The organism is Erythrobacter sp. SN6-5 (genome assembly GCF_057364945.1).
Genome location: NZ_CP200282.1, coordinates 2,286,925 through 2,300,526 on the forward strand (window position 1 = coordinate 2,286,925; position 13,602 = coordinate 2,300,526).

At 58.1% G+C, this 13,602-nt stretch carries 12 protein-coding genes; 6 read left to right on the forward strand and 6 right to left on the reverse strand.

The window, feature by feature from the left end; genetic code table 11:
• The first annotated feature begins 1 nt into the window (after nt 1).
• Nucleotides 2-2,689: a pyruvate, phosphate dikinase gene (gene ppdK, locus AC0V6Z_RS11405; RefSeq protein WP_472638607.1), complete on the forward strand. Its 2,688-nt coding sequence runs from the start codon at nt 2-4 to the stop codon at nt 2,687-2,689.
• Here the strand turns inward: ppdK and AC0V6Z_RS11410 are convergent.
• On the reverse strand, nt 2,686-3,435 hold the full coding sequence (locus AC0V6Z_RS11410; protein ID WP_472638608.1) for a class I SAM-dependent methyltransferase: 750 nt from the start codon (nt 3,433-3,435) through the stop codon (nt 2,686-2,688). The two genes, ppdK and AC0V6Z_RS11410, sit on opposite strands and share 4 nt — an antisense overlap.
• Before the next feature lie 58 nt (nt 3,436-3,493).
• Between AC0V6Z_RS11410 and AC0V6Z_RS11415 the strand changes: the two genes are divergently transcribed.
• The 4 genes from AC0V6Z_RS11415 (at nt 3,494) to AC0V6Z_RS11430 (ending at nt 7,434) form a co-directional block, all read left to right on the forward strand.
• Nucleotides 3,494-4,288 carry a double zinc ribbon domain-containing protein gene (locus tag AC0V6Z_RS11415; protein ID WP_472638609.1) on the forward strand — a complete coding sequence of 265 codons (795 nt, stop codon included), beginning with the start codon at nt 3,494-3,496 and terminating at the stop codon, nt 4,286-4,288.
• Nucleotides 4,289-4,667: 379 nt separating this feature from the next.
• Nucleotides 4,668-5,066, forward strand: a complete 399-nt coding sequence (gene hisI, locus AC0V6Z_RS11420) for a phosphoribosyl-AMP cyclohydrolase (protein WP_472638610.1) — start codon at nt 4,668-4,670, stop codon at nt 5,064-5,066.
• A gap of 45 nt (nt 5,067-5,111) precedes the next feature.
• Nucleotides 5,112-5,582: a MerR family transcriptional regulator gene (locus AC0V6Z_RS11425; RefSeq protein WP_472638611.1), complete on the forward strand. Its 471-nt coding sequence runs from the start codon at nt 5,112-5,114 to the stop codon at nt 5,580-5,582.
• Between the two features lie 46 nt (nt 5,583-5,628).
• Nucleotides 5,629-7,434 carry an acyl-CoA dehydrogenase C-terminal domain-containing protein gene (locus tag AC0V6Z_RS11430; protein WP_472638612.1) on the forward strand — a complete coding sequence of 602 codons (1,806 nt, stop codon included), beginning with the start codon at nt 5,629-5,631 and terminating at the stop codon, nt 7,432-7,434.
• 63 nt (nt 7,435-7,497) lie between these two features.
• Here AC0V6Z_RS11430 and AC0V6Z_RS11435 read toward each other — a convergent pair whose 3' ends face one another.
• From AC0V6Z_RS11435 to tyrS, 5 genes are all read right to left on the reverse strand, one after another.
• Complete coding sequence (locus AC0V6Z_RS11435; RefSeq protein WP_472638613.1) at nt 7,498-7,683, reverse strand: hypothetical protein; 186 nt, start codon at nt 7,681-7,683, stop codon at nt 7,498-7,500.
• Between the two features lie 80 nt (nt 7,684-7,763).
• Complete coding sequence (cysK, locus tag AC0V6Z_RS11440) at nt 7,764-8,681, reverse strand: cysteine synthase A (RefSeq protein ID WP_472638614.1); 918 nt, start codon at nt 8,679-8,681, stop codon at nt 7,764-7,766.
• 1 nt (nt 8,682) lies between these two features.
• Entirely contained in the window at nt 8,683-9,918 is a 1,236-nt protein-coding gene (locus tag AC0V6Z_RS11445; RefSeq protein ID WP_472640898.1) for an MFS transporter, read from the reverse strand.
• Nucleotides 9,919-10,089: 171 nt separating this feature from the next.
• Entirely contained in the window at nt 10,090-10,398 is a 309-nt protein-coding gene (locus AC0V6Z_RS11450) for a PilZ domain-containing protein (protein WP_472638615.1), read from the reverse strand.
• 147 nt (nt 10,399-10,545) lie between these two features.
• The gene (tyrS, locus tag AC0V6Z_RS11455) at nt 10,546-11,775 is read right to left on the reverse strand and encodes a tyrosine--tRNA ligase (protein WP_472638616.1); all 1,230 of its coding nucleotides are present in this window, start codon (nt 11,773-11,775) and stop codon (nt 10,546-10,548) included.
• Nucleotides 11,776-12,388: 613 nt separating this feature from the next.
• On the opposite strand from tyrS, the gene AC0V6Z_RS11460 reads away from it, so the two are divergent.
• Entirely contained in the window at nt 12,389-13,591 is a 1,203-nt protein-coding gene (locus AC0V6Z_RS11460; protein ID WP_472640899.1) for an exo-beta-N-acetylmuramidase NamZ family protein, read from the forward strand.
• The last annotated feature ends 11 nt before the right edge of the window (nt 13,592-13,602 follow it).

Below are 13,602 nucleotides of genomic sequence, written 5' to 3' on the forward strand. Positions count from 1 at the left end.
CGTGAACACGGTTTATCCATTTGGCGGAAACGCCGCTCACGATGATGCCCGTCAAAAAGACAAGACCGTCACTGGCGGCAAGGGCGCCAATTTGGCGGAGATGGCGGCGATTGGCCTGCCTGTCCCTCCTGGTTTCACGATCACCACCGAGGAATGCGTTCGCTATCTGCAAGAAGGCGCGGACCCTTCGACATCGCTCAGGACAGGTTTTTCCGATGATCTGCGCGCGAACGTAGCAAAAGCGCTGGCGCATATTGAAAACGCGGTGGGCAAGAGCTTTGGCGATGCGAGCGATCCCTTGCTCGTCTCGGTCCGATCCGGTGCGCGGGTGAGTATGCCGGGCATGATGGACACGGTGCTCAACCTTGGTCTCAATGACGATACGGTTGAGGGGCTGGCTAAGACTTCTGGAGACGAGCGGTTTGCCTGGGACAGCTATCGCCGGTTTGTGCAAATGTATTCCGACGTGGTGCTGGGCGTGGATCACGGCCTGTTCGAAGAAGCGCTGGAAATCTGCAAGGAAGACAATGGCTTTTACGCTGACACTGAACTGAGTGCGGATGATTGGCGCGCCTTGGTGAGCGAATATAAGGGCATCGTCGAGAGCGAGCACGGCAAGCCATTTCCGCAAGATGTCGCAGAGCAGCTGTGGGGCGCTATCGCAGCTGTTTTCGACAGTTGGGATGCGGACCGGGCGAAGGTTTATCGCCGTCTCAATGATATTCCCAGCGATTGGGGCACTGCCGTCAATGTGCAGGCGATGGTGTTCGGCAATATGGGTGAGACCAGCGCGACCGGCGTGGCCTTTACTCGCGATCCGGCAACGGGCGAGCGCGCCTATTACGGCGAATACCTGATCAATGCTCAGGGTGAGGACGTGGTCGCGGGCATTCGCACGCCGCAATATCTCACTAAGGCCGCCCGCGACGCAGCGGGCGCAAAACCGCTCTCGATGGAGGAGGCGATGCCGGACGCATATGGCGAGCTGGCGCGCGTGTTTGACCTGCTCGAAGGCCATTACCGTGACATGCAGGACATCGAGTTTACCGTGGAGCGCGGCAAGCTGTGGATGCTGCAAACGCGCAGCGGCAAGCGGACCGCCAAGGCGGCGCTAAAAATGGCGGTCGAGATGGTCGGCGAAGGGTTGATCGATCAGAAAACAGCGATCCTGCGGGTTGACCCGATGGCGCTCGACCAGCTGCTGCACCCGACGCTGGATCCCGATGCGCCGCGCAATGTGATGACCACTGGCTTGCCGGCCTCTCCGGGTGCGGCGGCGGGCAAGATTGTGCTCGATGCCGACACGGCGGAGCAATGGTCTGGTCGCGGTGAAAAAGTCGTTCTGGTACGGGTTGAGACCAGCCCAGAGGACATTCACGGCATGCACGCGGCGCAGGGTATTCTGACCGCTCGCGGCGGGATGACGAGCCACGCGGCGGTTGTCGCGCGCGGCATGGGGCGCCCTTGCGTCTCGGGTGCAAACGGCGTTTCGATTGACCTTGCCTCGAGCAGCTTGCGGATCGGCAATGAGGAGCTGAAAGAGGGCGACGAAATCACCCTCGACGGCGCCAACGGCCAGGTGATGCTAGGTATTGTCCCGACGATTGAGCCAGAGCTGGTCGGTGACTTTGGCACTCTGATGGAATGGGCGGACAGCCACCGCCGGATGCGCGTGCGCACCAATGCCGAAACGCCAGCGGACTGCAAAATGGCGCGGCAATTTGGCGCAGAGGGCATTGGCCTGTGCCGTACAGAGCATATGTTCTTCGACGCGGGCCGGATAAGCGCGGTTCGGCAGATGATCTTGGCTGAAGATGAGGCTGGACGGCGCGGCGCTCTGGAGAAGCTGCTACCGGAACAACGCGCTGACTTTACCGCGATTTTCGAGGTGATGACGGGCCTGCCGTGTACGATTAGACTGCTCGATCCACCGCTGCACGAATTCCTGCCGCATGGTGATGCGGAGTTTGCAGATCTTGCCGATGCGACCGGACTGGGTGTCGATCACCTCAAACGCCGTGCCGGTGAACTGCATGAGTTCAACCCGATGCTGGGCCACCGTGGTTGTCGTCTGGGGATCACCTATCCTGAGATCTATGAGATGCAGGCGCGCGCGATCTTCGAGGCGGTTTGCGACGTTCAGGCCTTAAGCGGCGAAGCGCCTCTGCCCGAGATCATGGTGCCTTTGGTGGCGACCCGCAAAGAGCTGGCGATTTTGCGCGAACTGATTGATCGGACTGCCGAAGAAGTGTTCGCCGAAAAGGGTGCGCGCGTGGAGTATCTCGTCGGCACGATGATCGAGCTGCCGCGCGCTGCCTTGATGGCGGGCGAAATCGCGCATGAGGGCGCATTCTTCAGCTTCGGTACGAACGATCTGACCCAAACAACCTTGGGCGTGTCGCGCGACGATTCTGCACGTTTTCTCGCGCCTTATGTTGATAAGGGCATTTTTGCTCGCGATCCGTTCGTCAGCCTCGATGTTGACGGCGTTGGTCAGTTGGTCGAACTGGCAGCAGAGCGGGGCAGGGCCACACGCGCTGACATTAAGCTCGGCATCTGCGGCGAGCATGGCGGTGATCCGGCGAGCATCGCATTCTGCGAAGAAGTCGGGCTCGATTACGTTTCCGCATCGCCATACCGCGTGCCAATCGCCCGGTTGGCAGCGGCGCAATCGGCGCTGCAGGACTAACGCCAACCAGTAAGGGTTAGCAGTTCGAAGGTTTCAGTGACGCGGCCTTCGCTGTCTTTCATCGCTTCGAACGCGTCTTGGGCGCGGGCGAGGGCGCTGCGCGTCAATGGCGGCGGCGCATCGGCCAGTACGTTGGTTAGGGCCTGTTCGCGCAGATCAGCGATCAAACGGCCCAGGCTGCGATAACTGACGTCCAGCGTGTGGCTATCAACGACCTGACGTTTGAAGCCAGCTCGTTCGAGCAGGCCGGTTGCAGCGCGGCTGTCAATCTGAGGATGGACGCGCGCAGCCGGACGGTCTCTGTCTGCTGTCATCATAATCTGGCGCAGCGCGGGTAGGCTGCCAGCACCGACCACCTGCGCAAACAAGATACCGCCGTCGGCCAAGGCATTGCGATAATGCAGCAGCGCGCCGGGCAGATCATTGACCGTGTCGAGCCGATTTAGGCTGATGATGAGATCAAGGTCCGAGTGGCCGCTCGGTTGCTCTTCATCATGTAAGGGCAGGGCGGCGAGATCGGCGCCCAATCGGCGTAAGTCGGCCGAAAGTTCGCCCGTGACCTCCCCGATCACCAGCGCGTGCGACGGCTCAAGCCGCATAAAGCCAATACGCTCGATGCAGTCCCGCTCCAGCTCCTCCGCCAGCCAGCGCGCGGCCCCATCAGCCTGTGCCAAGCTGAATGCGCGCGCTGCTCTTGCCTCGCGCCGTGTTTTTGAAAAGATCGTTGGAACTTGGCGTGTCTGCATAACCGGCGCTGCCCTGCCGTGCTTGCCACCACAGTGCAAGCCATGCGACACTTTGCGCATGGGTTTGGGTGCGCATATCGCCGAAGGGCTGAAGCCCGTGGTAGACTTGGTCTATCCACCGCGTTGCCCGCTATGCGGCGATGCAATCGCTGATCAAGGCGGGGTTTGCAGCGCGTGCTGGGGCGATCTGGTCATTCCGGGAGAACCCTCCTGCAAAACCTGCGGCAGGCCGTTTGGCTCTGACCAAATGGATGAAGAGGCGCTGTGCGCACCGTGCATGGCCGACCCGCCTAAGCATTCCGGGATTGTTGCGGCCACGGTCTACAATGACGCTTCGCGCAAGCTGATTTTGACCTTCAAGCATGGCGGCAAGATTTCGCTCGTGGGTCTACTTGGCCGATTGCTGGCTGCACGGCTTCCTGATCCGGAGGAAGGTGGCGATGCGCCGCCATTGTTGATTCCGGTTCCGCTGCATCGCTGGCGGCTATGGCAACGCGGCTTCAACCAATCGGGGCTATTGGCCAGCCAACTAGCCAAGCAGGGCAAAGGCGAATTTCTGGTCGATGGATTGGTCCGGCGCAAGCGGACGCCAAGCCTAGGCGGCCTCGGCGCGAAGGAGCGGCGCAGGACCCTGTCTGGTGCGATTGCGATTCGGGAATCGCGTAGGGCGGCGATCAAGGGGCGCGATGTAATTCTTGTCGATGATGTCCTCACCAGCGGAGCGACCAGCGATGCCTGCGTCAGCGTGTTGCTGAAAGCGGGCGCTCGTTCGGTGACGATTGCGTGTTTTGCCCGCGTTGTAGACAGCGAATTCGATGCGTCGCTCTACCGCATTACCGCGACTGGAGCTTAACAAAAAAGAAGCCGAAAAACACAACGCCCGAGGCCATTACGACCCCGGGCGCCACGTGACGAAAAAATGCGGACCCGCTCTTAAAGAGCTCAGGCAGCCACCCCCTAACTTGGCTACCAGGATCCAATCCCTCATCGTTCGAACTGTCTCTCGCCAACACCCCGCGGCCAGCAGAGAAACAGTTACCCCCTGAACCTGGCATTCTTATGACGCCGGTATCCGGTGGACAGGCCCGCTAAGGCCTGCTGAGAAGCTTTGTCTCATTGGAGTCTTAATTCGCAAAGGTCGAAACCGCTGGCTGGTGGATTTTGCGTAGGCTCTGTGGTTATCGTGCAACAAGCCATCGCATTAACAGCCCCATTCACCGAAGGATTAACCATTGAATAACAATTTTGGCCGCGATGACGCGGCGGAAAAGCAGGATCGCGAGCGGGGTAGTGCGCTCCTACCCAAGTTTGATGATCGCGGTTTGTTAAGCGCAGTTGTTACCGATTCGGCCAGCGGTGAAGTCTTGATGGTCGCCTTTATGAACGCCGAGGCTTTGGACAAAACGATGGAAACGGGCCGTGCGCATTTTTGGTCACGCTCGCGCCAGAACCTTTGGATGAAGGGTGAGACCTCTGGCAATGTCCTGAAAGTCCAAGAGATGCTGGTGGACTGCGATCAAGATGCGATTGTGCTGAAGGTTCAACCAGTCGGGCCGACTTGTCATACCGGCGCGCGCAGCTGTTTCTACCGCCGGATTGAGGGCGGCGAATTGATCGATACTTCTCGTTAAGGTCAATACTTGACGCTCACGTAAAGGTAAGGTAGGTAATGGTGCATGGCTACAGCACACGCACAATCATCTTCCCGTAAAGCCGACGCTTCGGACGAAGCAGGCCAACGCCGCAATGGTGCGCATCTCGATCGCCCCGATAAGCATGAGCGTGAACAGTTCTCGATCTCTGATCTGACCAGCGAATTTGAGTGCACTGCACGCGCGCTACGCTTTTATGAGGATGAGGGGCTTATCTCTCCGGCTCGCGTCGGCCTGACCCGGGTCTATTCAAAGCGAGACCGCGCGCGGCTTGCCTGGATTATGCGGGCAAAGAACGTCGGGTTCAGTCTGACCGAAATTCGTGAGATGATCGATCTGTATGATCTCGACGATGGCCGCGTTGAACAGCGGCGCGTTACGATTGAGAAGTGCCGCACGCATATTGCAAAATTGAAAAGCCAGAGGGCCGACATCGATTCCTCGATCAAGGAACTCACCGATTTTGTGGCCGAGATTGAAAAGCTCGATCTTTGACCGCCTAACCCCCTGAATACTCAACACTCCACTAAGGGATCTAGTGATGCCAACCTACACCGCTCCAACCCGCGAGACCCGCTTCATCATCAGCGAAATGCTCGACCTCGCGAGCTACGGCAATCTGCCGGGCTTTGAGAATGCGACGCCTGACATGATCGACACGGTTGTGAATGAAGCCGGGAAGTTTTGTTCAGAAGTTCTCGCGCCGCTTAACCAGATTGGCGACGAGCAAGGTTGCACCCGCCACGAAGATGGCTCTGTGACCACGCCTGATGGTTTCAAAGAAGCGTATGAGGCGCTGGTTGAGAGTGGTTGGACGACTCTGACCGGCCCTGAAGAGTTTGGCGGTCAGGAATTGCCGCATGTTCTGGGCTTTGCGTTCGAGGAATATATTGGCACTGCTAACCAGGCATTTGCGATGTACCCCGGCCTGACGGGCGGCGCGACTGCAGCTCTTTTGGCAGTCGGCTCTCAAGAGCAGAAGGAGATGTACGCGCCAAAGATGATCTCTGGCGAATGGTCCGGCACTATGAACCTGACGGAGCCACATTGCGGCACCGACCTTGGCATGATCCGAACGAAGGCTGAGCCGAAGGGCGATGGCTCTTATGCGATCACTGGCACCAAGATTTTCATCTCAGCAGGCGAGCACGACCTAACCAGCAACATCATTCACTTAGTGCTGGCGAAGACACCAGGCGCCCCAGACAGTTCAAAGGGTATCTCGCTTTTCGTGGTGCCTAAGTTCATCGTTGATGAGAACGGCGAGCCGGGCGAGCGCAATGGCGTATCCTGCGGCTCTATTGAGAAGAAGATGGGCATTCATGGCAATGCGACCTGCGTTCTCAATTATGATGGCGCCACCGGTTGGATGCTGGGCGAAGAGAACAAAGGTCTCGCGGCCATGTTCGTGATGATGAACGCAGCGCGTCTCGGCGTTGGTATGCAGGGCCTCGCCCAAGCAGAAGTCGCCTATCAAAACGCTGTCACCTATGCGCTGGATCGCCGCCAGGGCCGCGCTCTGACTGGTCCAGCGGACACTGACGCTCAGGCTGATCCGATCTTTGTCCACCCGGACGTTCGCCGGATGCTGATGGATGCGAAAGTCTTCAACGAGAGCATGCGTGCACTGTGCCTCTGGGGCGCTTTGCAAGTGGACCTGACGCACAAGGCGCAAACCGAAGAAGACCGCCAGCTGGCGGATGACCTCATCGGTCTGATGACCCCGGTTATCAAAGGCTATGGCACCGACAAGGGGTATGACATCGCCAACAACATGCAGCAGGTCTATGGCGGCCATGGCTATGTGACCGAGTGGGGCATGGAGCAATTTGTCCGCGATAGCCGGATTGCGATGATCTACGAAGGCACCAATGGCGTGCAGGCGATGGACCTTTGCGGCCGTAAGCTTGCATCAAAAGGCGGCCGTGCGGTTCAAGCGTTCTTCGCAATGATCGACGAAGAGATTGCCTCTGCGAAAAACTCGCCTGAATTGGCCGACGTTGCGACTAAGCTTGAAAAGGCGCTGGGTGAGCAGAAAGCCGCGACCATGTGGTTCATGCAAAACGCGATGGCGAATCCGAATCATCTTGGTGCTGGTGCGCATCATTACATGCACATCATGGGCATTGTGACGCTGGGCTTTATGTGGCTGAAAATGGGTAAGACTGCGCTTCAGCAACTTGCTACGGACACCGAAGACCGCGCGTTCTACGAAGCCAAGCTGACCTCAGCGGCTTACTACGCTGAACGCTTCCTGCCTGATGCGGGCGCGCTGCGCCGCAAGTTGGAAGCTGGCTCTGACAATATGATGAAACTGTCAGCAGATGCGTTCGCGACAGCGGCGTAACGCCAAACATAATCGTCACGTGAAAAGGCCCGAGAGCGCAAACTCTCGGGCCTTTTTCGTGTCTCAGTTGGAACCTGCTCCGGCCATAACTTTCTCAGCCACTTCCTCAATCGAACCGGTGACGAGCAGCGGGCTGCCCCCGACCATCCCGACATTGGTTTGGCCATTTTCACCAGTGCGCAGCCAAGCGATATTGTTTGCGACAACCAAGTAATTGCCACCGCGCGATTCGAGTAAGACGAATTTCATATCAGTATCTCCAGACCGCGCTTGTGATGAAGCGATAAGGTCAAGATCAGATTAAACTCGCGGCCTCGATAGAGGCGTTATTACACTGGCAGGAAGTCGGGCACGGAGAGATAGCGCTCACCCGTATCATAGTTAAAACCAAGCACGCGTGTGCCAGCATCCAGCTCTGGCAGCTTTTTGGCGATCGCAGCCAAGGTTGCTCCGCTGGAGATGCCGATCAGCATGCCTTCTTCAGCCGCCGCGCGGCGAGCCATTTCACGGGCGTCCTCCGCGTCAACCGGGATGGCACCATCGATCGCGTCAGTGTGCAAATTGCCTGGGATGAAGCCTGCACCAATGCCCTGGATCGGGTGTGGGCCGGGCTGGCCGCCATTGATCACGGGCGAAAGCTCTGGCTCAACTCCGTAAGCCTTAAATCCGCTCCAGTGCTTCTTGAGTTCCTCTGCGCAGCCGGTCAGGTGACCACCGGTGCCAACGCCGGTGATCATCACATCAATCGGACTGTCTGCAAAATCGGTGAGGATTTCCTTCGCCGTCGTGCGGGCATGGACTGCAACATTGGCTGGGTTCTCAAACTGCGAAGGCATCCAAGCACCGTCGGTGCTCTCTACGATTTCGGTCGCGCGCTCAATCGCGCCCTTCATGCCCTTTTCCTTAGGAGTGAGGTCAAAAGTCGCGCCGTATGCAAGCATCAAGCGGCGTCGCTCAATCGACATGCTCTCTGGCATGACCAGCACCAGTTTGTAGCCTTTGACCGCAGCGACCATTGCCAGGCCAATGCCGGTATTGCCGCTGGTCGGCTCAACGATTGTGCCGCCTGGCGCGAGCTTGCCTGATTGCTCAGCGTCTTCAACCATGGCCAGGGCGATACGATCCTTGATCGAGCCGCCTGGATTGCTGCGCTCTGACTTCAGCCAAACTTCATGATTGGGGAACAGTCGCGACAGGCGAATATGCGGGGTATTGCCAATCGTCTCTAGGATGTTTGCAGCTTTCATCTCAGGCCTCCTGATGTTTTTCTGTAGGGGAATTCGTTTCTGACGGTGTGTCTAGCATGTCTTCTGGCGGATCGAAGCTCTTAGTCATCCGCAACACTGGAAATATTCGGCTCCACAGCCCAACGGTTACAATCGCGCCAATACCGCCTGCCACTACGGCGGCAACCGGACCAACTGCGCTGGCGAGGAAACCGGAGAATGCGTCCCCACCCTCGTTGGAGGCGCTAATCGTCAGTAGTGACGCAGACGACACTCGGCCGCGTTTGTCATCAGGTGTGTGCAGCTGGATCAGTGATTGCCGGATGTAGACGCTGAACATGTCCGCTGCGCCAACAATGACCAGCATAGTTAGGCTCAGCGGCATCGAGGTCGACAGTCCAAAGACAATCGTGGCGAGGCCGAACACGGCGACGGCCCACAGCATTTTTGGGCCGACATTGGTCTTAAGCGGGCGGAACGAAAACCACAGAGCTGTAACCGCTGCGCCAACAGCGGGGGCCGCGGCGAGGAAGCCCAGTCCAACCTCGCCCGCGTTCAGGATGTCGCGCGCATAGACCGGAAAAAGCGCGGTTGCTCCCGCAAGAAACACGGCAAATAGGTCGAGCGTGATCGCGCCGAGCACCATCTTGTTGCGTACAACATAGGACACACCATCAATAATCGCGCCGATCGGACGCTGGTCTTTGCGGGTCGCAGGCTGCGGAACTTTGCCAATGATGGAGAGCGCGATCAGCGAGACTGCAAACAGTGCGCATGCGGCGAAATAGGGCAGGGCGGGTCCCGCACGGTACAATACGCCGCCAATGGCTGGGCCGATGATCATGCCAACCTGCCATGCGATGGATGACAAAGCGATTGCCGTCGGCAGCAGCGCTTTTGGTACAAGATTGGGGGCAAGCGCTGACAGGGCTGGTCCTGCAAACCCGCGTGCTATTCCCAAAAGAACCGCGATTGAGAAAAGGACGGGGAGCGTGATCGCGCCGCTCCAGGTGAACCAGGCAAGGGCGGCGGCGCACGCAAATTGCAACAGCACGGTCAATTGCCCAAGGCGCCGCCTGTCAAACCGGTCCGCCGCTAGACCCGTAAACGGTGTCAGTACGAATAATGGCAGGAATTGAAACAGGCCGATAAGCGCAAGCTGACCAGAGGCCTCGGCTATGCTCATTCCGGCATCGCGCGCGATATTATACGTCTGCCAGCCAATGATCAGCAGCATGGCGTATTGCGCCAGCGTCATTGCAAAGCGGCTGACCCAATAGGCGCGGAAATTGTGGACCCGAAATGGGTGGTTGGGGATTTTGTCAGTATCGCTCACGCACGGCCAATGGCAGGCGCATCATGGCCTGCCAAGGTGCGAGAGCTATTTGTTGTGACGCTGCCCGGCTAAACCAGCCGTACGAGCGAGTGACTACCGTTTGCGGCGCAGGCGCGGATTGGGCTGAAGCGCGTCAATGATATCGACGAAATCGTCGATCCGAATGATGCGCTCAAACTGAAAGCCTGCCCGTTCTTCGTGGATCCAGATCAAATAGGCTTCGATCCGGCCAACAATTGGCAAGCGGATGATCACCCGATCACCGCGATTGAGATTGCCGCTCGCGTCATCGACCATAAAGCCGTGCGCGGACAGGTTAGATACGTGTAATTCTAGGTCGCCGTGCGCAAAGTGCTCCACAATCACTGGGAAATCCACCGGGTGACGTGCAGCTCGACGCATATCAGTGACGCTCAGATCTCGCTCCGGCTGACACAGTTCTCGACCCTCCATTATTGTGCGAGTGACAACTCTAATGGCTGGAAAAGGCTGATAATTGGTAAAGCTGGCGAAATAGAGCGGCGAAAAGACCTGTCGCGAAGGCGCGAATTAGCGGGTGATCAGCCCATGCTTCTTCTTGCCGAGGCTCAATTTCACCGTCTCACCATCCGCTGGCGCGACGAGGAAACCGGGCTCTGTGATTGCTGCATCGTCGATCTTCACTGCGCCCTCGGCGATCTTGCGTTTCGCCTCACCATTGGAGGCGGTGAAACCGATTTCGGTTAGCACTGCGCCGATCCGCATACCGTCTGCGCCCACCGCCAATGACGGCAGGTCTTCGCCCGTGCCGCCGCCAGCGAAGGTCTCCTTCGCTGTGGCTTCGGCCGCTTTGGCGGCCTCATCGCCTCGGACCAACTTGGTAACTTCGTTTGCCAGCACAACCTTGGCATGGTTGATCTCTGCGCCTTCCAGCGCTTCGAGCTTCGCGATCTCATCCAGCGGCAGATCCGTGAATAATTTCAGGAACCGGCCCACATCGCGGTCATCGCAATTGCGCCAATATTGCCAGAAGTCATAGGCGGGCAATTGATCTTCGTTGAGCCAGACAGCTCCCGATGCGGTCTTACCCATCTTCGCGCCATCCGCCGTTGTCAGCAGCGGCGTTGTTAGACCGTAGAGCTCATGGCCTTCCATCCGGCGCGACAATTCCATGCCGTTGACGATATTGCCCCATTGATCGCTACCGCCCATTTGCAGGCGGCATTCGTAACGGCGCGTTAGCTCCAGGAAGTCATAGGCCTGGAGGATCATGTAGTTGAATTCCAGGAACGTGAGCGGCTGCTCCCGGTCAAGACGCAAGCGGACCGAATCAAAGGTCAGCATCCGGTTGATCGTGAAGTGCGGCCCGACATCGCGTAGCAATTCGACATAGCCTAGCTTTGACAGCCATTCGTCATTATCGACCATTACAGCGTCGCTTGGTCCGTCGCCGAATGTCAGCAATCGCTCAAATACCGTGCGGATCGAGGTGATATTGTCCTGAATTGTTTCCCCGGTCAGCAGCTTGCGGCTTTCGTCCTTTCCGGAAGGATCGCCGACCTTGGTTGTTCCACCACCCATAACAACAATTGGCTTGTGGCCCGTCTGTTGGAGGCGGCGCAGCATCATTATCTGAACCAGACTGCCTACGTGCAGACTTGGCGCGGTCGCATCAAAGCCGATATATCCTGGCACGACCTGCTTGGTCGCGAGCTGATCAAGCGCACCGCTGTCGGTGACTTGGTGGATGTAGCCGCGTTTGTCGAGCAGCTGGAGCAGATCAGATTCGTATTCTTTCATGATGGCGAGCGCTTAACAGCGTGAGCAGCGGCGGGAAAGTCATGAATGGCCATTGCCTGACGGTGGCTGCTCGGCAATAGCAAGTGCCATGCAACCACTTATGCTTCATCAGACATGCGAGCTTGGACCTATCAAGGCGGTAACGGCGCAGATTACGCCCACGGCCGGGGGCTGTGATGCGGAATTTCGCTTTGACGGGACGATTGGTGGGATCAAAGTGCCTCAGCACGCCGCACCAGAGCGCAAAGACTTCCTGTGGAAGACGACCTGCTTTGAGATTTTCTGGCAGCCGATTGGCGGCACATACTACCGCGAGTTCAATCTCTCGCCATCATCGCGCTGGGCGGCGTATGATTTTGACGATTTTCGTGAGGGCACTCGTGATGCTCCGGTGGATGCGATTGCCGTGTCATGCTCGCACAGCGACAATGAACTGGTGTTAAAGGCCAGCATTGCCGCTGAATTGCCCGGCCCAGCGCAGGTCGCACTGAACGCCATCGTTGAGCACAATGACGGGACCATTCAGTTCTGGGCGCTGGCATTCCCACCGGGCAAACCGGAATTCCACAGCGAGGCCTGCCGAGCAAATGGTGGTGGAGATCGAAAGATGAGCGTGAACTTCGGAATTGATCGCCTGTTGGCAGACAAGCAATTGCTCGGCGCTTTAGAGGGCAAACGCGTCGCTTTGGTAGCGCACCCGGCCAGTGTCACCGCTGATCTAACCCATTCGCTCGATGCGCTGATCGCCGCTGGAGTGAATGTGACCAGCGCCTTTGGCCCGCAGCATGGCCTGAAAGGCGATAAGCAGGACAATATGGTGGAGACGGTGGATGAGACCGATCCGCAATATGGCATTCCTGTGTTCTCGCTATATGGCGAGGTGCGCCGTCCAAGCGGTCAAATGATGTCGAGCGCGGATGTCTTTCTGTTTGATCTTCAGGATCTTGGTTGCCGTATTTATACCTTTGTTACGACGTTGCTTTACCTGCTGGAAGAGGCGGCCAAGGGCGGGAAAGGGGTCTGGGTGCTTGATCGTCCTAACCCTGCCGGTCGTCCGGTGGAGGGCACTTTGCTTGTGCCCGGGCATGAGAGCTTCGTCGGAGCAGCGCCTATGCCGATGCGCCACGGGCTGACCCTGGGCGAGATGGGACATTGGTTCATCGCCCACTTCGGCCTTGATGTGGACTACCGCGTGGTAGCGATGGAGGGGTGGGAGCCAAGCGGTGAGGGGCATGGCTGGCCCACGTCCCGGATCTGGATCAATCCTTCGCCCAATGCCGCCAATGTTAACATGGCTCGGGCCTATGCGGGCACGGTGATGATCGAAGGCGCCACTGTGTCAGAGGGCCGCGGAACCACGCGGCCATTGGAGGTGTTGTTCGGCGCGCCAAACATTGATGCAAAGGCTGTGCTGGCGGAGATGCACGGCCTCCAGCCTGATTGGCTTCAGGGATGCGCTCTGCGGGATTGTTGGTTTGAGCCGACCTTCCACAAGCACACAGGAAAGCTGTGTAACGCTTTGATGATCCATGCAGAAAGCCCGCATTACGATCATGATATGTTTAAGCCGTGGCGTCTTCAGGCGCTTGCCTTCAAGGCGATCCGCAGCCTCTATCCTGACTATGAATTGTGGCGCGGGACTGACTTCAAATATGAATACACCAATGACGTGCTAGCCATTGATGTGATCAATGGTGGGCCATCTCTGCGCGAGTGGGTTGACGACGCAACCGCGCGGCCAAGCGATCTCGACGCGCTGGCGTCAAACGACGAGGCGGCGTGGGTGCAGACCGTGAGGGAGCATTTGCTTTATTGAGGAGCGTCCGC